The sequence below is a fragment of the Massilia sp. W12 genome (assembly GCF_037300705.1).
Lineage (GTDB): Bacteria > Pseudomonadota > Gammaproteobacteria > Burkholderiales > Burkholderiaceae_D > JACPVY01.
This window is the reverse complement of the sequence record NZ_CP147776.1, coordinates 4,356,078-4,379,433: the sequence shown is the minus strand read 5'-3', so window position 1 is coordinate 4,379,433 and position 23,356 is coordinate 4,356,078. Positions and strand designations below refer to the sequence as shown.

The window sequence follows — 23,356 nt, the reverse complement described above, 5'->3', positions numbered from 1 at the left end:
AATTCATATCTTTGGCGGGATTTCCTTTCGGCCAGCGCGCCAATTCCGCATCACGGGGCGAATCATTTGTTTTGTGCTGATATTTTTGCCATCTTTATTCGCAAAATTTTTCTATTTTCTTCGATGCTTCTGGCCGGTTTGTTGCCCCTGACGCCACAAATACACCGATAGCAAAACCATGCTCATTTGTCCGGCCGCCAGGCCGCGCAGATCGCTGGCCAGGAAGGGCGCAACCACCCCGGCCACCAGGGCGCACAGCATGGTCAGGCAAAATGATTGGCAGGCTGCGGCTGCCCCGCGAATATGTGGAAACTGGTCCAATACCTGCATGGTGGCCGGCGGGGTGATGATGGAATGTCCTGCGCTGTAAAAGAACAGCGGCAGCACACTCCAGGGCAGCGCTGGCGGCTGCAACAGATGCCACAGCAGTTGCATGCCTGCCGCGCTCAGCAACAGCGAAAAGCCGATCGCGGTTTGGCGCGTCGAAGCCAGACGTCCGGCCATCCGGTTGGCGGCCAGTGAGCCTAAAAACATGCCGCTGACGGTGGGAATGAAGAGCCAGGAATAGCCGTGCACGCTCAAATTCAAATGTTGTTGAATGATCACCGGGGCCGAGCTGATATATAAAAAAAGGCCGGCGAAATTCAGCGCCACCGGCCCGGCGCGCTGCCAAAAGCGCACGTTGCCCATGACTTGCCGCAAGCTGGCCAGCGCAGGTCGCGGCGCAAACGGAATGCGATCTGATTGCGGATGCGATTCCGGCAGCCAGCGCCAGCAGGCCAGCAACAGCAGCAGGGTGTAAGCAGTCAGCAGCCAGAAAATCATATGCCAGTCGGTCACGCTGATGATTAAGCCGCCGATGATGGGCGCAATCGCCGGCGCGATTGAAAAAATCATGGTCACCAGCGACATCAGGCGCTCGGCTTGCGGCCCGCTGTGCCAGTCGCGGATGATGGCGCGCCCGACCACCGTGCCGGCCCCCGAAGACAGACCTTGCAAGACGCGGAAGCACCACAGGGTTTGCACATTCTGCGCCAGGGCGCAGCCGATTGAGGCCAGTAAAAACACGGCCAGCGACAGCAAAATCACGCGCCGCCGCCCATATGAGTCTGACAGCGGGCCATGCCAGATCACCATCAGCGAAAACGCAAACATATACGCGCTCAGGGTTTGTTGCACTTGCAGCGGCGTGGCGCGCAGGCTTTGTCCGATCAATTCAAATGCCGGTAAATAGGTGTCAACTGAAAACGGGCCAAGCATGGCCAGCGCCGCTAACATGAAAGCCAGGATGGCGAAGGGGGGCGCAGACGCGCGTTCAGAATGTGATGATGCAGACAAAACAGCTCCCAAAAAACAAACGGCCCGCAGCGCGGGCCGTTTTGGCGGGGTGCGGGGGCGGCCGGGGCCGCCTGGCAGCCTGTCGGATGGTGAATCGTAGCGAAAAATCTGCAGTGGGGGAGGGTTTTTGCCGCCTTTGCATCATGCCCGGGGCTATTGATGCAAAGGCGCTGAAATCTGACCCGCTCTGCCGGCTTTTGCGCCGATTCTTGCTGCCTCCTTCAGGCTGCTGATTTAAAACTCTTCCCAGCCGTCTTCCGATGGCGTGGCTTTTTTCCCGGAGGCGGCGGCGGATGGCGCCGGGGCTGGTCTGGGAGCTGGACGGGGCGCCGGTTTTGGCCGCGCCGCCGGGCGCGGTTTCACGTTTGCAGCCGGCAAGCGCGGCGGGGCCGACGCGGCGCGCGGCGCGCTGCGCGCAACGCTGCTGCCCAAGTCCAGATTTTGCATGATTTCCATCAATTGTGCTGCGTGCTCCTGCATGCTCTCGGCGGCGGCGGAGGCTTCTTCCACCAGTGCGGCGTTTTGCTGCGTCATTTCGTCCATTTGCGCAATGGCGTCATTGACTTGCTCAATCCCTGCGCTTTGTTCCTGGCTGGCGGCGGTGATTTCACCCATGATGTCGGCCACCTGACGCACCGAAGTCACAATCAATTCCATGGTTTGCCCGGCTTCATCCACCAGCTTGCCGCCGGCATCGACCTTTTCCACCGAGTCGCTGATCAAATGTTTGATTTCTTTGGCGGCGGATGCTGAGCGTTGCGCCAGATTGCGCACCTCAGTCGCCACCACTGCAAAACCGCGCCCCTGTTCACCGGCGCGCGCCGCTTCCACTGCCGCATTCAAGGCCAGGATATTGGTCTGGAAGGCGATGCCGTCAATCACGCTGATGATATCCACCACTTTGCGTGAGCTTTCCTTGATCGAGCCCATGGTGTCCACCACCTGGCCGACCAGCTCGCCGCCCTTGGCCGCCACCGCCGAGGCGGACAGCACCAGCTGATTGGCCTGGCGCGCATTGTCTGCGTTTTGCTTCACAGTGGAAGTCAGTTCTTCCATCGTGCTTGAGGTTTCTTCCAGGGAGCTGGCTTGCGATTCTGTGCGCGCAGACAAATCGGCATTGCCGCTGGCGATTTCCTGCGCCGCAGTATTGATCACATCCACCCCGCTGCGCGCTTCCGACATGGCGTTGCGCAAGGCTTCATAAGAATGTCTTGTGCTGTTGTCCACTCCGCTTTCCTGCACGATTTCCTGCTTGATGGTGGTGGCGATATAGCACAGCACGCCGGCGGCCACTACCACATAGCTTGCATGCAGCGCCACCATACTCCAGGAAGGCTGGGTGAAGCAGATTGCGTCATAGCCGCTGGATTGCAAATAATTGAACCAGATGTGATGCAGCGCCGCCGCTACCGCCGCCGCCGCAATGACGCGCCAGTCTTTATACAGCAGCAGAAAGGACAGGCCGACGAAAATGCCGAAATGCAATTCGGTCATGCCGCCTGATTGATGGATGTGCAAAGCACAGAAAAACATCAGCGACACCCCGACCGCGATCCGCGTCAGCAGATCATTCGGCCGCAAAGTGGTTAAAGCCAGGGGAATAAGAAAGAGCGGCAGGCCGTAGGCAAATGCCGCGCCCCATGTGCTGCGCATACTGGCCAAGGCCAGGGCCAGCAGGAACATGCCGCCTAACAAACCGATGAAAAAACGATGTGCTTTTACTTCAGACTGCCTGGTTTCCTGATCCATTGCTCCACTCCCTTTGTGGGCATTTGCCCGTGGTCATTTGCGCAAACATCATGGCGCGGTGTCGCGCCGGCACATATTCAGCATGTGCGCCTAGCGTAGCAGAAAAGGCGGCGGCTGTCGGCTGTTTTGCGCGAACTGTTGCGCCGCTGCGCCCGTCTGCTTCCGCCACGCGGGACGGAGCGCTTATTGCGCTGCGGCGGGCGGCGGAGTTTTACGGTTGGAGCCGGCCACCATGTCAAAGCGGAATAAACGGCATTCCAGCGCGCCATTGAAGAAAGGCGTTTTGCGTGATTCTTTCAAGCGCAGCATCTTGGGCAAACCCAGATCTGCGGTGAACAAAAAGATTTGCCAACCGGCAAAGCGTTGCTTGAGCGTGCTGCCGAAACTGTTGTAAAACTGCTGCGCCAGATCATCGCTTTCCAGGCGCGCATCGCCGCGCACGCCGATCCGCTCGCCATACGGCGGGTTGGTCAGGATGATGCCGGGCGCATCGCATGGCGCTTTGACTTCCTGCGCCTCAATCTGCTTGAGCGGAACCTCAAAAGGAATCCCGGCCTGACGCAGATTGTGGCGCGTCATCTCCACCATATCGCCGGAAATATCCGAGCCGAAAATCACCGGCTGCGCCGGCAAGGGACGGGGCTTTACGCTGCCCTTGATTTCCTGCCATTGACTGGCGGAGAAATTGCGCAATTTTTCAAAACCGAAACGGCGTCTGGCGCCGGGCGGGATGCCGGCCTGGATTTGCGCCGCTTCGATCAAAATCGTGCCGGAGCCGCACATCGGGTCAAACAAAGGCATGTCCGGCTTCCAGCCGGAAGTGCGCAGCAAGCCGGCGGCCAGATTTTCGCGCAGCGGCGCATCGCCTTTTTGCTCGCGCCAGCCGCGTTTGAACAGCGCTTCGCCGGAGGTGTCTAAATACAGGGTGTAGCTGGTGGCGTCGAGAAAGGCGGCGATGCGCACATCCGGGTTGCGCGTATCCACCGAAGGACGGCGCCCGCATTGATCGCGGAAACGGTCGCACACCGCATCTTTAATCTTGAGCGTGATGTATTCCAGGCTCTTGATCGGGGCCTTGATCGCCGTCACATCCACGCGCAAATTGTTATCGACTTCAAACCAGTCTTCCCAGCGCGTGTCGAGCGTGATGTCATAGATATCATTTTCGTTTTTGTAACCGCCCTGATTTAAGCGCAGCAAGACGCGCGAGGCGATGCGTGAATGCAGATTCAGGCGGTAAATATCGGCCATGCTGCCGGAGCAATGCACGCCGCCCGGCACTTGTTGAAATACGCGCAGGCTGCTGCCCGGCTGTTGGGCGATTTCGCCCATTTCTTCCGCCAGCGCCGCCTCCAGGCCGCGCGGGCAGGGGCAGAAACAAGAATGGAATTTGGTATTGCTGTTGGCTTGATTCATCGGGGCGCCTTTATCCGTTATGCGTCAAAACGCAGAAAAACTGCTTGCTATGGTAACAAGAATAAAGGATGCGCGCGCTGAATCCGGCGCGCCGCAAGCGCGGCGGCGCGCCGTCATACATCAGAATTTATGGTTCACGCCAGCGCCGAAAAAGCGCACGCTGGTCGCTGCGGCTTTATTCGATGCTTCCACATACACATAGGTGCGTTTGGACAGGCTGTGGTGGTAGCCCAGCGAGGTTTGCTTGGTGCTCACCGCGCCATCCGGCTTTTTCTGACCATAACCAAACAGAATCTTGCCGGCGCCCACGCTGTAATTTGCGCCCAGCACCCAGGCGGTGGTGACGGAATTGAGCGCCTTGCTGTGATTCTGGTCTTGTTTGGCGTAGTTGGCGGTCAGCTTCAATTCAGGCAAAGCCTGCCAGCCCAGATGCAGACCCCAGACTTTGGTTTGAATCGCATTCCGTTCATAGCCCAGCAAGGCGCTGAAATCGCCCGATTTCCAGCCGGCTGCCAGAGAGAACGGCAAGGCCGAGGCTTGCGAGTTGGCCGGGAATTGCGGCGCAGCGGCAGTGCCGCGTCCGACGATGGCTGCGCCGCCATTGCTTTCTTTGCTGGCAATGGCCGCCGAGAATTGGAAGCCCTGGACAGTGGGCGAGTTGTACCACAGGCCATTATTGAAGCGGTCATTGCTGCTGCCAGCCGGATCAAGCGGTTGCGCGTTATAGCCCGCCACCTGCAAATCGCCCTTGAAGCCGGCGGTGCTGGAGACCCCGTTCCAGGGATCGAAGGCGTCTTTTGCATCCAGATAGGCAGTCACGCCGCGCCCGATGCGGATCTGGCCGAAATCGCCTTGCAGGCCGACCCGGGTTTGTCCCTGAAACAGCGGACGTGAGCCGGATTCCACCGTGCCGGTATCCGGTTCAAAGCGCATTTCCATTTGGAACACAGCTTTCAAACCGCCGCCCAGGTCTTCCACGCCGCGCACGCCGAGACGGTTGGAATCGCCCTTGGCGATCGCTGTGGTTTTGTCCGTCACTTTGGCAAAGCCGGCGTCAATTGTGCCGTACACGGTGACATTGCTTTGCTGCGCGTGCGCGCCGGCAGCCAAGGCCAGGGCGAGGGAGGAGAACAGGATTTTTTTCATGATTCAATAGATAGATTTGGGTAAAAACACTTGTCCGCAACAATTGCGTCAACGCAGTATTGTTCCAGCGCAAGATGACAAGCATGTGAATGCCAGATCTTGTGAAAAACCGGGAACTGAGCGTATTCGATTTAAACGGATTTTTTTGCGTTGCAAAACGAAGTTTTTTGCATAATTAAATACACTTTGTAAAAATTCGGCTGTCGCCGTCAGATAAAGGCGCTTACAACAATTGATTTGGTGCGCTGAAATCAATGGGGTCTGAAATCAATGGGGTCAGACTCGATTGATTTGCATTGTTTGCTTACACATTGTGCCGTGCAGAGCGCCATGCAAAGCCGGGGGGGCATGCTGATAAGTCAGGACGTTAAGAATGATGTGCTGTGCGGTTGTGGAAATGGCATTTCCGATAAGCAACGACCCCGCCCCGCCAATGAGGCGGGAGCGGCTTGAAAAATCAATCCAGTCTGACCCCATTGATCCTTTGAGGCTGTTTTTTTGCAATCTGCAAATCCAGGTGGAAGTGCAGTAACAAATTTTCCGGCCCATGCCAATTCGGATTGCCTCCGCTATCCAAATGACCGGTAAAGCTGACATAGCCGTTTTTTGCTTGGGAATTGACGGCTTTGGCGACGACAAAATCGTTGTACAGGATATTCCACTTTGCATTCATGGCGACGGCGACTTGATCCATCGACTTTAAAAACGCCACGGCTTGTTCAACTTGCCAAAAGCCGCGCTGATCGGTGCCTGCTGCCTCGGTTCCGAGCGAATCCCTTTTTCCGGGATTGTCACTTCTCTGACGTAAATAAATATCCACGGAAAACCATTTATTGCTGAAAGCTCTGGGATTGGCGTCTTTGCCGCCGCCATGATTATTCCGGTTATCCGCCTGGAAAAGCGGGGTGTTCGGGATTTTGGATATATTGTCGAGAAATTCGGCCAGTTCAGGCGCTACGCCGGGCATGTTTGCTTTTTCTGATTCGCTGCCGCGTTGCAGATGCGCAGGAATCGGAACCCGATCTTCCAGGGCGACCACATAGCCGGGGATAATTTGCCCCACTGGTGCGGATTTGACAGCTATCGTCGCAAAATCATACTGCTCGCGCCGCCCGACCGCCCAGGCAAAGCTGACAGCTTCGATCTGCTTCAGAATATTCGCGCGCAAATCAAAGCGCAACTTGTCCATGGCGGCTTCCACTTCAGCTTCAATTGCGTCGGCTGTCTTGGCCGGTGGCGGCGTTTCTCCCTTTTTCACCTTGGGAGTGGCGCTCTTGGCTTTGAGCAATGCATTACGCTTGGCGTTCAGTTCCGTTTGCATTCTTGACAGCCAGCCTGCGCGCCTTGATTTGACGACCGCTTCCAGCGTTTTTTTATAATCCAATTCCAGGCTGTCCTCATGCTCCTTGGCAAGCTCACTTGTCACCAGAGCGATATCCTGTTTTTGCACACTGGCGCGCGCCTGTTCCGTGTGGCTCTTGGCCGCCAGACTGGCCGCAAGTGTGGCGCTGGCTTTGGCGCGTTTGAGGGCGGCGGCATCTTTCGGATTGATGCCCTCAATCGCCGCCGCCAGGGCGGCGGCGGCATTGGCTTTATTTTCATTTTGGGCCTGGCTTAAGGCCGTGTTGAGCGCCTTCTCGTAGCGTGATTGCACAACGCCGGCCACGTCGCGCTTAGCACGGGCCAATGCCAGTTGTTTGGCGAATTGCGCCAGTTCAGCATCGTTCCGGAAATGGCTGAAGTCGAGCGGTGGCAGGGTGGCGGTTTCTTTTTCAGGTAAACGTTTGGCCGGTGCGGGGTTGTACTCGGGAATGATGGTTTTTCTCAGCGGCGCATCGGGGTAGGCGGCCAAGCTTGGCGGGGCCGGCGTGTGGCCCCCCACGGTCTGCCGGATACCCGAGACGCTAAGCGTCACGCCATCTTCAGCTGGCGTTGTCGAGGGGGCTGCAGTCGCGTCGTTTGCAGGCGCCTTCGCACCAGGCGCAGCCGCCGCAGTCGCTGCTGTTGTGGGTGCAGAAGCAGCTGCTGGCGGTGCATCGTTTGCCTGCGCTTGCGCGCCTGGGTTGGCGCTGTCCGCCGCCTTGGCGATATCCGTCGCAGCGCGGCGCTTTATTTCTTCCTCAGTCTCATCCGGCTGGCGCGCAAGCCGCATGGCGCTGCCGGCCTGCAAGGTATGCGCCAGCTCATGCGCCAGTAAGCGCCGTCCTGCATGTGTGTCTGGCTGGTATTGCCCGCTTTTAAAAATGATATTGCGCCCAACCGTGTATGCAAGCGCACTCACGCTTTGCGCAGAGCTGGACGCCCGGGCGTCAGTGTGTACGCGGATATTGCTGAAATCGCGGCCAAAGCGCGCTTCCATGAAGGTGCGGGTTGTGGGGGAAAGCGCTTGTCCGCTGCCCAGCCAGGCCATGTGCGCATGTCCACTTTCAGGCGCGCGAGCTTGCAAAGGGTGTGCTCCGGTTGGCAATGCAGGCGCTGATGGTGTCGGCTGCACAGGCCGCATCACTTGCGCAGCAATCTGTTCAGCCTGTTGTTCCAGCGCATCGTTGGGTGCACTGAATGCAAGTTGCTGTGGGGTTGCGCTGAGTTCTGCGCCTGATTGGAATATGCCGCCGGATTTGCTGTTGGCTTGAGGCGAAGCGTTTGCTTGCTCAGAAGTCTGCTTGGAAGAAGATTTGGATAGTGAGGCAAAGGTTCTCATCGGCGTGCTCCGGCGTCAATGTCAGGCGGATTGAAAGCAGCCCTGCGCCCCCGGCTTGCCGCCGGGGATTTGCTCAGTCGAAAGAAGTCTAACACGCGCTCCCGGCTGGGCCTTCGCCTGGGGACAATATTTTCACTTACTGGATCACGACCCGGCGCAGGCAAAACCGCATCTGCCGCAAAGACCCGGAGGTTGGCGCAAGCTGGACAAGATATTGCCGGGGCTATGCAGGTTTTCTGTGTCCAGCGCAGAAAAAGCAAGAAGCGCATGCGGGTTGGCGTTGGATGAATCCTTGCTGTTCCGCAGATCAATGGAGATCGATCAAGATCAATGTGGTCAGACTCGATTGATTTGCATTGTTCGCTTATACATTGTGCCATGCAGAGCACCATGCAAAGCCCGGGGGGGGCATGCTGATAAGTCAAGACGTTAAGAATGATGTGCTGTGCAGCTGCGGAAATGGCATTTTCGATAAGAAACAACGACCCCGCCCAGCGAATGTGGCGGGAGCGGCTTGAAAAATCAATCCAGTCTGACCCCATTGATCCGCAGTCTGACCCCATTGATCCGCTGAGTCGCGCACTCATTGCTCAGAGTGCGCGACGATACAGCCGGGAGTATTTCGGATTTGCGTCACAAGGTGAATTGAAGCAAGGCGCTCCAGTTACCGTTGCCGTAGCTGTTGACCGGCTGCACTTGCCATGAATGAGAGCCTGGCGCCAGTGTGGCATCGGTTCGGGTGCACAGGCCGACCCCGTCCGGGCAGTTGGCTTGCGCTGCAGTGTAGTTGGTGATCATGCCATTGATACGCAGATTGTAGGAGGTTGCACCGGGTACGGCTTTCCAGGTATACACCGGTGTATTGGACGTGACCGGGCTGATGGCTTGCGGGGTGACGGCGGGGGCGCTGCCGAACAAATTAACCGTATTTTGCGGGAATGGCGGCGTGATCAAGTTGCCAGCGCCATGTTGGCCGTAAGTATTGTTGCCCCAGCACTGTACCCCGCCCTTGACAATGGCGCAGGCGTGGTTTGTGCCAATTGCAATTGCACTGGCTGCGCCAGCCAGCCCTGTCACCGCAGATGGTAGCGCTTGGTTGACATTGTTTCCATTGCCAAGCTGGTAGTTGTCGTTTGCACCCCAGCATTTTGCGCCGCCGCTGGCCACGGCGCAGGTAGCTGCAGCGTAGGACGATGAGTGAATTTGTGTAACGCCGCTCAAGCCGGTGACCGCAACAGGGCTTGTTGCATTGGTAGTGGCGCCATTGCCGAGCTGGCCTGAGCTGTTCATCCCCCAACACTTGGCTGTGCCGGCGCTTGTTCTGACGCAAGTGTGAAACAGCCCCGCAGTGATCGCGGTGGCATCGGTCAAGCCGGTGACATCGACCCGGGTTCTGCTGCCGGTCGTTGTGCCATTGCCCAGTTGGCCATATTGGTTATTGCCCCAGCACTGCACCTTCCGGTTACTGAGTGCTGCACAAGTATGGTTGCTGCCAAGTGCGAGCGATTTCGCTCCGCTCACGCCCAAGACGTCAACCGGTATCAGGCTTCCGCCGCCGCCGTTGCCCAATTGTCCGTCGCTGCCATTGCCCCAGCACTTCACTTGGCCGGTGGCCAGCACTGCGCAGCTATGATACATGCCGACACCGATCGCTACGACGCCGCTCAGATTGGAGACTTGCACAGGCGGGCTGTAATCGGAAACCTTGCCAATACCCATTTGTCCTACGCCGTTATACCCCCAGCATTGCACGGCGCCATTATTGAGTAAGGCGCAACTATGGTACAGACCCGTTGCAATACTGCTTACGTTGCTGCTCAAGCCTGTCACCGCAACCGGCACATTGCTGTCGGTTCTGGAGCCGTCACCCAGTTGCCCATAAGTATTTGCTCCCCAGCACAGTACGCCGCCGGCTGTTGTCAGTGCGCAGGAATTTACATGTCCTGCGCCGAGCATCGTCGCCTGTGCTGCGCTCGCAGTTTGCGGCGTCAGCGCTATTCCCGAAATCACCAGTATTGCTGCAGTTATCCGACTCATCATCATGTCTCCATTGAAGGTTGGTTGCTACTGATATTTCCGCCTTGCTGGGCGTAATTGATTATATGTTTCATTTGCAATCATTTACGCCCCAGGGAAGTAAAAACAAAAAACTTACCCTCGATTAGCAACAGTACCTGGCTTTCCTATTAGCAAAATATTGCTGTGTCGCAACAAATTCAAACCAGCACAAGCCCGCCGCCGGCATCGTTTACATCTGCCAGGCAAATGAAAAACCCTTGCTGCTGCGCAATAAAATTCCACATTATGAAACAACGTATCGTAATTTGGAAAATATAGAGGAATCCTGTTAGAATTTCACCCATCAAAACGGCAAGGCCGGCGTGCGCCTGTGCGGTGCGCGTTGGACTGTGGAAACTCAACCAGGAGATTGCAAGTATGTCTGCTCAACTCGATCAATTGCTGGCTCAGGCCGCGAACGATCCCGATACCGTCGAAACCAGAGAATGGCTGGATGCGTTGGAAGCGGTGATCGACAATGAAGGCCCGGAACGCGCCCACTACTTGATGGAGCGCATGCTTGATCTGGCGCGCCGCCGTGGCGCCCATATCCCTTTCTCCGCCAACACGGCCTACGTCAACACGATTCCGGCCCACCTCGAAGTGCATTGCCCCGGCAATCTGGAGTATGAAGAGCGGCTGCGCTCGTATATGCGCTGGAATGCCATGGCGATGGTGGTCAAGGCCAACCGCGTCGATGGCGATTTGGGCGGCCATATTTCATCTTTCGCCTCGCTGGCGAATATGCTGGGCATCGGTTTTAACCATTTCTGGCACGCGCCGACCGAAGAACATGGCGGCGACTTGATTTATCTGCAAGGCCATTCCTCCCCCGGCGTGTATGCGCGCGCCTTCCTCGAAGGGCGCTTGAGCGAAGATCAACTCTTGAATTTCCGCCGTGAAGTCGATGGCAAAGGCCTGTCCTCCTACCCGCATCCCAAGTTGATGCCGGAATTTTGGCAATTCCCCACCGTTTCCATGGGTTTAGGCCCCTTGATGGCGATTTATCAGGCGCGCTTTTTGAAATACCTGCACGCGCGCGGCATCGCCGACACCGAAAAACGCAAAGTCTGGGTCTTCTGCGGCGATGGTGAAATGGATGAACCGGAATCCATGGGCGCGATCGGCATGGCTGCCCGCGAACGTCTGGATAATCTGGTGATGGTGGTCAACTGCAATCTGCAGCGCCTGGATGGCCCGGTGCGCGGCAATGGCAAAATCATCCAGGAACTGGAAGCCGATTTCCGTGGCGCCGGCTGGAATGTGGTGAAAGTGATTTGGGGTTCCGGCTGGGATACCTTGCTGGCCAAAGACAAAGAAGGCATTTTGCAGCGCGTCATGATGGAAACCGTGGACGGTGAATATCAGCTCTACAAAGCGCGTGACGGCGCTTACGTGCGCGAACACTTCTTCGGTAAACATCCCAAGCTGCTCGAAATGGTGGCGAATATGTCGGATGATGACATCTTCCGCTTAACCCGTGGCGGCAATGATCCGCACAAGATTTACGCCGCCTTCAAACGCGCCCAGGAACACAAAGGTCAGCCGACCGTGCTCTTGATCAAAACCGTAAAAGGGTTTGGCATGGGCAAATCGGGCGAGGCGCGCAATACCGCGCACCAGACCAAAAAGCTCGATGATGACGCCGTGCGCGAAATGCGCGACCGCTTCGCACTGCCGATTGCTGACGAAAAACTGGCCGAGATTCCCTTCTTCAAACCGCCGCTGAATTCGCCGGAAATGCAATATCTGCACGAGCGCCGCAAAGCGCTGGGCGGCTATCTGCCGCAACGCCGGCCAAAAGCGGATGAAGTGCTGCCGGTGCCGCCTTTGTCTGCTTTCCAAAACGTGCTGGAGCCAACTGCAGAAGGGCGTGAAATCTCCACCACCCAAGCCTATGTGCGCATCATCACCGCACTCCTGCGCGATCCGCATTTAGGCCAGCGCATTGTGCCGATTCTGGTGGACGAATCGCGCACCTTCGGCATGGAAGGGCTGTTCCGCCAAATCGGCATCTTCAATCAGCAAGGCCAGCTGTACGAGCCGGTGGATCGCGATCAAGTCATGTACTACCGCGAAGACAAGGCCGGTCAGATTTTGCAAGAAGGCATTAATGAAGCGGGCGGCATGAGTTCCTGGATTGCGGCGGCCACCTCCTACTCCAGCAACAACCGCATCATGCTGCCGTTCTACACCTTCTACTCGATGTTCGGCCTGCAGCGCATCGGCGATTTGGCCTGGGCCGCAGGCGATATGCGCGCACGCGGCTTCCTGATGGGCGGCACCGCTGGCCGCACCACCTTGAACGGCGAAGGGTTGCAACACGAAGACGGCCACAGCCACATCATGGCGGCCACGATTCCGAATTGCATTCCGTATGACCCCAGCTTCGGCCATGAATTGGCGGTCATCATTCATGACGGCCTGCGCCGCATGATCGGCAATCAGGAAGATGTGTTCTATTACATCACCATCATGAATGAAAATTATGCCCACCCGGGCCTGACTCCAGGCCAGGAAGAAGGCATCCTGAAAGGCATGTATCTGCTCAAGCGCGGCGGCGAGGCCAAACAGCGCGTGCAGTTGATCGGTTGCGGCACGATTTTGCGCGAATCGATTGCCGCCGCCGACTTGCTGCAAAACGATTGGGGCATTGCCGCCGATATCTGGTCAGCGCCCAGCCTGACCTTGCTGGCGCGCGACGGCCACGACTGCGAGCGCTGGAATCTGTTGAATCCGACCGCTGAAGCGCGCGTGCCGTATGTGACGCAGCTGCTGGCCGAAAGCGCCGGCCCGATTGTCGCCACCACCGACTATATGCGCGCATTCGCCGAACAGATCCGCGCCTATGTGCCGAAGGGACGCAGCTACCGCGTGCTGGGCACGGATGGCTTTGGCCGCTCCGACAGCCGGGTAAAATTGCGCGAGTTCTTTGAAGTCAACCGCTATTTCATCACCGTCGCCGCCTTGAAGACCCTGGCGGAAGAAGGCAGCATCTCGCCCTCAGTGGTGGCGCAAGCGGTGGCCAAATACGGCCTCGACCCGAACAAGCCGAACCCGGTCAGCGTATAACATCAGGCGCGGCGGCCAGCCGCGCGCAGAATATGGAGTCAACATGAGTATGGTCGAAGTGAAAGTCCCGGACATCGGCGACTTCAAGAGTGTGGAAGTGATCGAAGTGATGGTCAAAGCCGGCGATACCATTGCGGTGGACCAATCGCTGCTGACGGTGGAATCGGACAAGGCCAGTATGGAAATCCCGTCTTCGCATGCGGGCAAGGTGCTCGAAGTGCTGGTCAAACTGGGCGATAAAGTATCCGAAGGCAGCCTCTTGCTGCGCCTGGAAGCGCAAGGCGCAGCGACGGCCCCCGCCGCCGCGTCTGCGCCGGCCGCTGCTGCAGCGCCAGCCCCGGCCCCGGCGGCCCCGCAGGCCGCAGCACCCGCGCCGGCGCCTGTCCCGGCGCCAGCGCCGGCTGTCGCGCCAGCTGTGGCGCAGGCGGAAGCCGGCAGCGCAGGCAAATTGCCGCACGCCTCGCCTTCGGTGCGCAAATTTGCGCGTGAACTGGGCGTTGACTTGCGCCTGGTGGCAGGCAGCGGCCCGAAAGGCCGCATCGTGCTGGAAGACGTGCAAGGCTTTGTCAAACGCGCACTGGCTGGCGGCGTGGCCGCGCCGGCGGCAGTGGCCGGCGCCGGCGGCCCCGGCTTGCAAGTGCTGGCCTGGCCATCGCTGGATTTCTCCAAATTCGGCGAAACCGAGCTGCAAGCCTTGACCCGCATCAAGAAAATTTCAGGCCCGAATCTGCATCGCAACTGGGTGATGATCCCGCATGTCACCCAATTTGAAGACGCTGATATCACCGAGCTGGAAGAATTCCGTCAGCAAACCAACGCCGCCATGGCCAAGGCCGGCGTGAAACTGACCATGCTGGCTTTTGTCATCAAAGCCAGCGTGGCGGCGCTCAAAAAATATCCGGCCTTCAATGCCTCGCTGGATGAAAAAGGTGAAAACTTAATCCTCAAGCGCTATTACAACATCGGCTTTGCCGCCGATACCCCGCAAGGCCTGGTGGTGCCGGTGATCAAGCAAGCAGATCAAAAAGGCTTGCTGCAAATCGCTCAGGAAATGGCGGAGCTGTCCGCCGCCGCGCGCGATGGCAAACTCAAACCGGGCGATATGCAAGGCGCCAGCTTCACTATTTCCTCGCTCGGCGGCATCGGCGGCACCGCCTTCACGCCTATCGTGAATGCGCCGGAAGTGGCGATTCTCGGCCTCTCGCGCTCTGCCATGAAACCGGTGTGGGACGGCAAGCAATTCGCGCCGCGCTTAATGCTGCCGCTCTCGCTCTCCTATGATCACCGCGTGATCGACGGCGCGATGGGCGCACGGTTTGCCGTGTATCTGGCCGAAGTGCTGGCGGACATGCGCCGAACCTTGCTCTGAGTTGAGGTAAGCTGACGCATCAGCCCGCCCGCTGGCGGCGGGCGTCAACAGAATGAGGTTTGCATGACTACTTGCGTCGTTGTCAGAAAAAATAATGAAATCGCCATTGCGTCAGACAGTCTGGTGACATTTGGCGATACCCGCTTGTCGCACCGCTACGAGGAAAATGAAAAAATTTTCCCGGTCGGTCAGGCATTTGTCGGCCTGTCCGGCTCGGCGGCGCATTTTCCGGTGATGAAAAAACTGTTGCGTCAGATGGAAGCTGAAGGCAAATGCCAGTTGTACGACCGCGACAGCGTGTTCAACACCTTTTCACAGGCGCATGAATTGCTCAAGGATAAATTTTTCCTCAATACCAAGGAGGAAGAAGATGATCCTTATGAGTCATCGCAAATCACCGCTGTGATCGCCAGCCCGGGCGGCATTTTCGGCGTGTATTCCTACCGCGAAGTGTTTTCCTTTGACCGCTTCTGGGGCATAGGCTCAGGCCGCAACTTTGCCCTGGGCGCGATGTATGCCGTGTATGAACGCGATCTGAGCGCGCGCGAAATCGCCGAAATCGGCGTCGCCGCAGGTGCGGAATTCGATAAAAGCAGCGGCGGCCCCTGCCGCATCCATGTGCTGCCCTGGAATCCCGATTGGCGACCGGCCCCGCCGCCCGCGCCGCAGACAAACAATCCACCACCCGCGCCGGAAACCGGCGCGGCTTCTGAAGCGAAAGAAGAGTAAAGATGAGCATAATCGAAGTCTTGACGCCGGATATCGGCGATTTCAAAGGCGTGGAAGTGATCGAGGTGATGGTCAAAGCCGGCGATGTGATCCGCCAGGAACAATCGCTGATCACCGTCGAATCGGATAAAGCCAGTATGGAAATTCCTTCTTCGCACGCTGGCGTGGTGCGCGAAGTCAAGGTCAAGCTGGGCGACAAAGTATCGCAAGGCAGTCTGCTGCTGTTGCTGGAAGAGCAGGGCGCAGCCGCGTCCGCGCCGGCAGCCGCGCCGGCGCCAGCTCCGGCCTCCGCTCCGGCTCCGGCGCCCACCCCCGCCCCTGCCGTTGCGCCCGCCGCCGGCAATTACAGCGGCAAAATTGATCTCGAATGCGACATGCTGGTCTTGGGCGGCGGCCCCGGCGGCTATTCCGCCGCCTTCCGCGCGGCTGATCTGGGCATGCAAACCGTGCTGGTCGAGCGTTACGGCACACTCGGCGGCGTATGTTTAAACGTCGGCTGCATTCCCTCTAAAGCCCTGCTGCATGTGGCGGCGGTGATCGACGAAACTCAGGCCATGGCGGCGCATGGCATCCGCTTTGGCAAACCGGAAATTGATCTGGACGGCTTGCGCGGCTGGAAAGAAAAAGTCATAGTCAAAATGACCGGCGGCTTAGCCGGCATGGCGCGCGCGCGCAAAGTGAATGTGGTGCGCGGCGTCGGCCAGTTTGTCGGCAGCCACCAACTGCAAGTCACGGCGGCGGATGGTGCGCAACAAGTGATTCAATTCAAACAAGCCATCATCGCCGCCGGCTCCTCCGTGGTGAAACTGCCCTTTGTGCCGGAAGATCCGCGCATCGTCGATTCCACCGGCGCGCTCGAACTGCGCTTCACCCCGAAACGTATGCTGGTGATCGGCGGCGGCATCATCGGCCTGGAAATGGCCACCGTTTATTCCACCCTGGGTGCGCGCATCGACGTGGTGGAAATGATGGACGGTTTAATGCAAGGCGCTGACCGCGACCTGGTGCGGGTGTGGCAAAAATTCAATGAAAAGCGTTTCGACAATATCTGGCTCAAGACCAAAACCGTGGCGGTGGAAGCCTTGCCGGAAGGCGTTAAAGTCAGCTTCGCGCCCGGCGTGGAAGGCGGCAGCGCACCCGAACCTCAGCTCTACGACATGGTGCTGGTGGCGGTCGGACGCAGCCCCAACGGCAAAAAGCTGGCCGCCGAAGCCGCCGGCGTGGCGGTGAGCGAGCGCGGCTTCATTCCGGTGGATCAGCAAATGCGCACCAACCAGCCGCATATTTTCGCCATCGGCGACATTGTCGGCCAACCGATGTTGGCGCATAAAGCGGTGCATGAAGCGCATGTCGCCGCCGAAGCCGCCGCCGGTCACAAAGCATTTTTTGATGCCCGCGTGATTCCATCCGTGGCCTATACGGATCCGGAAGTGGCCTGGGTTGGCCTGACCGAAGACGAGGCCAAAGCCAAGGGGATCAAAGTCGAAAAAGGCTTATTCCCCTGGGCCGCCTCCGGGCGCGCAGTGGCCAATGGGCGCGAAGAAGGCTTCACCAAGCTCTTGTTTGACGCCGAAACCCACCGCATCGTCGGCGGCGGCATCGTCGGCACACACGCCGGCGACATGATTGGCGAAATCGCGCTGGCGATTGAAATGGGCGCGGACGCGGTGGACATCGGCAAAACCATCCACCCGCATCCGACCCTGGGCGAGTCGATCGGCATGGCGGCGGAAGTGTTTGAAGGCGTCTGCACCGACTTACCGCCGGCGCGCAAGCGTTAAGCTTGTCCGCAAGCTGAAGAAACCGCCAGCGATGGCGGTTTTTTTACGACTGCCGCCATTGATCCAAACGTTGGCGGCGCGCATCAACTGTGCGCACTTGCGCCGCGCTTCGGTTATGATGGCGTGATATGCAACATGCTTTCGTTTGGCAGGACACAGCAATGGGGGGCGCTTTCAAGCGCCAAGTCAAAGGAGCAAGTATGGATTTAATCGCATCCAGCGATGCCGCCACTGAAGAAGAGTGGCTGATCGACGATGATGCCGAAGGCCCGGGCCAGGCGCCGGGTTCAGACTTGCCGCCTTGGCGCATTCTGATTGTCGATGACGAACCGGATGTGCACTTGATGACCGGCTTTGCGCTGGATAATGTCAGCTTCAAAGGCCGCCGTCTGCAGCTATTGAGCGCCTACAGCCGGCGCCAGGCGCTCGAAGTCTTGCGCGAAACCCCCGATATCGCCCTGGTCTTGCTCGACGTGGTGATGGAAACCGATGACGCCGGCCTGGTGCTGGCGCGCCAGATCCGCGAAGAATTGGATAACCACTTAGTGCGCGTGGTCTTGCGCACCGGCCAGCCGGGCCAGGCTCCGGAACAACGCGTGATCGTCGATTACGACATCAACGACTACAAAGCCAAGACAGAACTCACCAAACAAAAACTGTTTACCGTAGTGATTGCCTCTTTGCGCGCCTATGAAAATCTGGTGCAGATGGTGCACAGTCAGGTTGCGCTATCGGAATCGCAAAGCAAAGTCAGCAATCTGACCCTGGCTTTGGATCAGCACTCAAGTGTGGCGATTACCGATCAGTATGGCGACATCATCTACGCCAATGATAAGTTTTGCGCAGTGTCGCAATACAGCCACGAGGAACTGCAGGGCAAAAATCACAGAATTCTGAAATCAGGCCGGCAAACCCCTGAGTTTTACGCCAAGCTGTGGCAAACCATCGCCCGTGGGCAGGTCTGGCAAGGCGAGATCTGCAACTGCGCCAAAGACGGCAGCGAATATTGGATGGACACCACCATCGTGCCCTTCCTCGACGCCAGCCGCCAGCCCTATCAATACGTGGCGATTCACACCGACATCACCGAGCGTAAAAAAGCCCAGGAAACCGTGCTCAAATCCGAGCAGCGCATGCGGCATTTGCTCGAAATCAGCCCGATCGCCGTCGCCATCAAACATTTACACGATGGTCGGCGGGTGTTCGTCAACCAATGTTTTCTGGATATGTTCCAAGGCACGATGGAACAGGTATTGCAAGCTGATGTGGCCTGCTTTTACCGCAATCTGGCCGACTATGAGCAAGCCATGCGCGAAATCGAGTTGCATGGCAAAGTGCAAAATCGCGAACTGTGCATGACCACCCTGGAAGGCAAACCGTTCTGGGTGCTTGCGTCATACTCCAAAATTGAATACGAAGGCCAGACCGCGCTGATGGGCTGGTTTTACGATATTACCGACCTGCGCGACGCCAAAGAAGCGGCGGAAGCGGCCAACCGCGCCAAATCAGAATTCCTGTCGAATATGAGTCATGAAATCCGCACCCCGATGAACGGGGTGATCGGCATGACAGATTTATTGCTCGACACCCAGCTCGAAAGCGGGCAGCGCGAATATGCGCAAATCATCCGCGATTGCGCCCGCTCCTTGATGACCATCGTCAACGACATACTGGATTTTTCCAAAATCGAAGCCGGCAAACTGGATATCGAAGAAATCGATATGTCATTGCCGAAAGTGATTGAATCCAGCATGGAAATCCTGGCCGCCAGGGCGCGCGAAAAAGACTTGCGCCTGGAAATGCAGCTCGATCCCGAAATTCCTGCGCATTTGATGGGCGACCCCGGGCGTTTGCGCCAGATCATGATCAATTTGATCGGCAACGCCGTCAAATTCACCAAAGCCGGTGAAATCCGCGTCAGCGTGCGGCTGCTGAAAAAGAAACAGGAGCGCTTTTTGCTCCGTTTTGAAGTCAAAGACAGCGGCATCGGCATGTCAGACGAAGTGCTGGCGCGCTTATTCCGTCCCTTCACCCAGGCCGACGGCAGTTTCAGCCGCAAATACGGCGGCACCGGGCTGGGCCTGTCGATTTGCAAGCGGCTGGTCGAATTGATGGGCGGCATGATCGGCGTCGAAAGCAAAGAAGGGGCCGGCTCCTTATTCTGGTTTGAGCTGGCGATGTTGCCCGGCAAGCAGGATGGCGGCCTGGATACGCGCCAACTGGCGCAACGCCGCATCTTATTGGTCGATGGCAATGAACAGGAACGCATGAATCTGCTGCAGATTTTGCAATCCTGGGAAATGACTGTCGCCTTGGCGCGGTCCGGCATCGAAGCGCTGCAAGTTTTGCAAAGCGAAAACAATTACGAGCTGGCGATTTTATCCAGCCACACCCCGGATATGAAATTGCGCGCCCTGGTTGGCGCCTTGCGCGCCGTCGCGCCGAAAATGGCTTTGCTGGTGCTCGATGGCGGCGATGCGCAAAGCGCCGACGATATGCACGCGCCGCCCGCCAAAGTCCAATTGCCTTTGCGCCAGGGGCAATTGTTTGAAACCATTGTGCAGCAACTCAACCCGCCCAAGAGCAGTCCTCCAGCCCAATTGAGCGCGCCCGCGCCGGTCCCGCTGCCGGCGCCTCCGCCTGTGGTGCTGAAAAGCGGCGCGGCAACCCAGGAGCGTCCCCTGATTCTGCTGGTGGATGACAATACCGTGAATCAGAAACTGGGTGCGGCCTTGCTTTCCAAATTCGGTTATCGCTGCGATGTCGCCGGCAATGGCCGCGAAGCGTTGGAAATGCTGACAGTAAAGAAATATGCCCTGGTGCTGATGGATTGCCAGATGCCGGTGATGGATGGCTTTGAAGCCACCACCCTGTTGCGCGCCAGCGAGCAGGGCACCGAGCGGCATCACATTGTGGTGGCGATGACAGCGAATGTGATTCAAGGCGACCGCGAGCGCTGCCTGGCCTGCGGCATGGATGACTACCTGCCCAAACCGATCGATCCGGTCGTGATGGAAATGACGCTGGCGCGCTGGCTTTCCAATCCCAAGGCCGTCGAAGAAGTCCGGGCCGAGGTCAGGGAAGAAGCGGCGAGCGCGCATACCCACCCGGCCCCGCGCATGCGGCAAGATCAAGTCTTGAATCTGGGGCGGCTGCAGGAAATCTGCGATGACGAAAAACAGGCCGAGCGTGAATTGCTGCAGGAATTCCAGCGCAACAGCAGCGCCTTGATGGATAAAATCAAAGCCGCCCTGAGCACCATGGATTTACAGCAGATCGAAAAATTGGCGCATGAAATGACCGGGGCCGCCTCCAATGTTGGCGCCGAACAACTTGAAACCCTGTCCCGCTCTATGAATCAGGCGGCGCAGGAAGCCGACAGCGAACAATGCAAAGCGGTGCTGGCGCTACTGCTGCTGGCGCATAAACGGGTGATGGAATTAGTGCGCAAGCAAATTGCATAAAGCATCAAATTGCTTGATGTGTTGGATTAAAGTGGAAGGTCGCGGCGGGGGCTTGGCCGCAATGTGCTGTTGGTCAGATCAGACGGGCAGCTGCGGCAATCACAAACTTGCCGGTAGAGGATCTCATGGTTTCCAATACTGAGGCGGTGTTGAATGGTTTGACCACAAAACCATTGGCCCCGCGTTCCAAAGCGAGATCAATCATTTTCTTTTCGTTTTGCGTCGTCACCATCAAAATCACGGCATTCGGCAGCGAAGTGCGCAAAGGGGCCACGATATCCACCCCATAGCCATTCGGCATATTGTGGTCTAACAACACCACATCAGGATGCAGCTTGCGCGCCATCTCCAGTCCTTCTTTGGCAGTGGTCGCTTCGCCTACCACTTGATAATCGCCGCTGCGCATAATCACGCCCAGCAGCGAGCGGGTCAATTCGTTATCGTCAACGATCAACACCCGGATCGGTTTATTTCCGCTCATATGAGTCACCTGTTATGGATGTTTGTTCCGGCCAGCGGGAGGCATTCCGCAAGCGGTCGCTATAAATCATGATACCCCCATTTTTCACCTTTGGCACAAAACTTTAAACGCGCGCCGGAAGCGCAAGACAAATCTTGTACAGCTGATAATGAATTTCGCGCGCAGACACAGAAAGTGTTTGTCTGTACCCACAGCAGGCAAAAAAATAAGCATTCAAGACCACACTTTGCAATGCCAGTGCTATATTAGCTGCAAGGCTTGTTGCGACGTGCGTCAAAAAATCAGTGCGCACCCGGATCGCAGTAAGACCAGGAAGCAGTGTTGCACTTGCCCCCTATCCCTGTTGAGGACGTGCAAGGCAGTGTGGCAAGGGGAGGCAGCTCTGCTTGCGCACAGGATTCTTGTTGTCTGGCTGCTTTTACCGGTTTCCACTTTTTTGGGGATAGTCCGTTGATGAGTACCGTGCATGAATCAAGGCGGCAGGCCTTCCTCATCCAGCGCTACGGGCTGGCTGCAGCGATTGCCCTATGTGCTGCATTGCCCCTCTTTACGGTGGTAAACGGGTGGACCATCAGCGCCTGGCTGATGGCGACGACGCTGGCCTTTGTCGCCGCATGGCTTGGCGGCAGAGAGCTGACCCGGGTCGAAGAGGAAAAACAGGAGACGCAGCAGAGCGTGCACAGCGAAGATGCGCTCGCGCCCTTGCTGCAAGCCGTGCTGCCGGTCTGGCTGCGCCATCTCGATTCCGTGAAAAGCCAGACCGAAGGCTCGGTCAGTCAATTAATCACCAGCTTTTCTTCCATGGTCAGGCAATTTGATATGGCCGGCTTTGGCGGCGTGTCCGGGCGTGAAGACGCCGGCCACGAAGACATGACCATCAGCCTGCTCACGCTGGCCGAACGTGAATTGGGGCCGGTGGTGCATGTGCTGGAAAAAGTCATCAACAGCAAAGATGAATTGCTCTCATCGGTGCGCAATCTCTCCAATGTCACCCTGGATTTAAAAGAAATGGCCGGCGAAGTCACCTTGATCGCCGCCCATACCAATTTGCTGGCCATCAATGCCGCGATTGAAGCGGCGCGCGCCGGCAGCGCCGGGCGCGGCTTTGCCGTGGTCGCCGGCGAAGTCCGCAAACTGTCCCAACTCTCCGCCGAAACCGGCAAACGCATCGCCGAGCGCGTGGTGCAAATCTCAGAAATGATGGATGTCACACTCAACGCCGCCGCCCGCGCCGCCGAGCAGGATAAGCGCGCCATCGTTGCTTCCGGCGATGTGGTGCAGGATGTGTTAATGCATGTGCGCAACCTGGGCGCTTCCGCTGAGCGCATGCGCGAACAGGGCGTGGTGATCCGGCGCGACGTTGAAAATCTGCTGGTGACATTGCAATATCAGGATCGCGTTTCGCAAATTCTGGAAGTGATTGATGGCGATATGAACCGTTTGCTGGAATCCGTCGGCGGCGGTGAAGCTTTCTCTGCCACGCCCGAAGAATGGTTGCATCATTTGGGACAGCATTACACCATGGATGACGAACGTGAAAACCACTTTGCGGAACCCGGCTCACGCAAGAGTTCGGCTGCCGCACAACCCGAAACAGAAGTGACATTCTTTTGAAGCAGGCGGCGGCATGCCGCATACGTGTAAAACCAGAGGTGAAACAAAATGGCCAAGACTATTCTGATCGTTGATGACTCTTCCAGCTTGCGGCGGGTGGTTGATATCGCGCTCACCGGCGCGGGATACGAGGTGATTCAAGCCGCAGACGGCCGCGATGCGCTGAGCAAACTTGCAGGCTTGGGCGGCAAAAAAGTCAACTTGATCATCAGTGACGTAAATATGCCGAATATGAACGGGATTGAATTTGTCACCGAGGTGAAAAAAGATCCCGCTTATAAATTCGTGCCGGTGATCATGCTCACCACAGAAGGGCAGGATGAGGTGAAGGACATGGGGCGCAAAGCCGGGGCCAAAGCCTGGATTGTCAAACCATTTAACCCGACCCAGATGTTGAATGCCGTGCAAAAATTGATTCTTCCCTGATTTTTGCCTGGC

At 57.6% G+C, this 23,356-nt stretch carries 15 protein-coding genes; 7 read left to right on the top strand and 8 right to left on the bottom strand.

The genetic code is table 11. The annotated features are described in order from the left end of the window. Positions 1 to 111: 111 nt before the first annotated feature. From V8J88_RS17650 to V8J88_RS17620, 7 genes are all read right to left on the bottom strand, one after another. Positions 112 to 1,338 carry a multidrug effflux MFS transporter gene (locus V8J88_RS17650; RefSeq protein ID WP_338845544.1) on the bottom strand — a complete coding sequence of 409 codons (1,227 nt, stop codon included), beginning with the start codon at positions 1,336 to 1,338 and terminating at the stop codon, positions 112 to 114. A 234-nt stretch (positions 1,339 to 1,572) separates the two neighbouring features. Beyond that, positions 1,573 to 3,087 (bottom strand): methyl-accepting chemotaxis protein, encoded by a 1,515-nt coding sequence (locus V8J88_RS17645; protein WP_338845543.1) that lies wholly within the window; start codon positions 3,085 to 3,087, stop codon positions 1,573 to 1,575. Positions 3,088 to 3,270: 183 nt separating this feature from the next. Then, entirely contained in the window at positions 3,271 to 4,503 is a 1,233-nt protein-coding gene (locus tag V8J88_RS17640; RefSeq protein ID WP_338845542.1) for a class I SAM-dependent RNA methyltransferase, read from the bottom strand. Positions 4,504 to 4,623: 120 nt separating this feature from the next. Continuing rightward, on the bottom strand, positions 4,624 to 5,649 hold the full coding sequence (locus tag V8J88_RS17635) for a porin (RefSeq protein ID WP_338845541.1): 1,026 nt from the start codon (positions 5,647 to 5,649) through the stop codon (positions 4,624 to 4,626). Positions 5,650 to 6,106: 457 nt separating this feature from the next. After that, entirely contained in the window at positions 6,107 to 8,059 is a 1,953-nt protein-coding gene (locus V8J88_RS17630) for a DUF4157 domain-containing protein (protein WP_338845540.1), read from the bottom strand. A 924-nt stretch (positions 8,060 to 8,983) separates the two neighbouring features. Then, positions 8,984 to 10,393 carry a hypothetical protein gene (locus V8J88_RS17625; protein ID WP_338845539.1) on the bottom strand — a complete coding sequence of 470 codons (1,410 nt, stop codon included), beginning with the start codon at positions 10,391 to 10,393 and terminating at the stop codon, positions 8,984 to 8,986. 173 nt (positions 10,394 to 10,566) lie between these two features. Then, complete coding sequence (locus tag V8J88_RS17620) at positions 10,567 to 10,770, bottom strand: hypothetical protein (RefSeq protein ID WP_338845538.1); 204 nt, start codon at positions 10,768 to 10,770, stop codon at positions 10,567 to 10,569. Positions 10,771 to 10,786: 16 nt separating this feature from the next. Here V8J88_RS17620 and aceE point away from each other — a divergent pair, with 16 nt between their 5' ends. The 5 genes from aceE to V8J88_RS17595 all read left to right on the top strand — a co-directional run bounded on the left by aceE (position 10,787) and on the right by V8J88_RS17595 (position 20,823). After that, positions 10,787 to 13,480, top strand: a complete 2,694-nt coding sequence (aceE, locus tag V8J88_RS17615) for a pyruvate dehydrogenase (acetyl-transferring), homodimeric type (RefSeq protein WP_338845537.1) — start codon at positions 10,787 to 10,789, stop codon at positions 13,478 to 13,480. A gap of 43 nt (positions 13,481 to 13,523) precedes the next feature. Next, positions 13,524 to 14,849: a dihydrolipoyllysine-residue acetyltransferase gene (gene aceF, locus V8J88_RS17610; protein ID WP_338845536.1), complete on the top strand. Its 1,326-nt coding sequence runs from the start codon at positions 13,524 to 13,526 to the stop codon at positions 14,847 to 14,849. Between the two features lie 63 nt (positions 14,850 to 14,912). After that, the gene (locus V8J88_RS17605; RefSeq protein WP_338845535.1) at positions 14,913 to 15,578 is read left to right on the top strand and encodes an MFS transporter; all 666 of its coding nucleotides are present in this window, start codon (positions 14,913 to 14,915) and stop codon (positions 15,576 to 15,578) included. 2 nt (positions 15,579 to 15,580) lie between these two features. Then, entirely contained in the window at positions 15,581 to 17,359 is a 1,779-nt protein-coding gene (lpdA, locus tag V8J88_RS17600) for a dihydrolipoyl dehydrogenase (protein WP_338845534.1), read from the top strand. A 200-nt stretch (positions 17,360 to 17,559) separates the two neighbouring features. Further along, the gene (locus tag V8J88_RS17595) at positions 17,560 to 20,823 is read left to right on the top strand and encodes a response regulator (RefSeq protein ID WP_338845533.1); all 3,264 of its coding nucleotides are present in this window, start codon (positions 17,560 to 17,562) and stop codon (positions 20,821 to 20,823) included. A gap of 73 nt (positions 20,824 to 20,896) precedes the next feature. On the opposite strand, the gene V8J88_RS17590 is transcribed toward V8J88_RS17595, so the two are convergent. Further along, the gene (locus tag V8J88_RS17590) at positions 20,897 to 21,304 is read right to left on the bottom strand and encodes a response regulator (protein ID WP_338845532.1); all 408 of its coding nucleotides are present in this window, start codon (positions 21,302 to 21,304) and stop codon (positions 20,897 to 20,899) included. Positions 21,305 to 21,757: 453 nt separating this feature from the next. Between V8J88_RS17590 and V8J88_RS17585 the strand changes: the two genes are divergently transcribed. Further along, complete coding sequence (locus V8J88_RS17585; protein WP_338845531.1) at positions 21,758 to 22,918, top strand: methyl-accepting chemotaxis protein; 1,161 nt, start codon at positions 21,758 to 21,760, stop codon at positions 22,916 to 22,918. A 48-nt stretch (positions 22,919 to 22,966) separates the two neighbouring features. Next, positions 22,967 to 23,344, top strand: coding sequence for a response regulator (locus tag V8J88_RS17580; protein ID WP_338845530.1), 378 nt, complete (start codon positions 22,967 to 22,969; stop codon positions 23,342 to 23,344). Positions 23,345 to 23,356 lie beyond the last annotated feature (12 nt).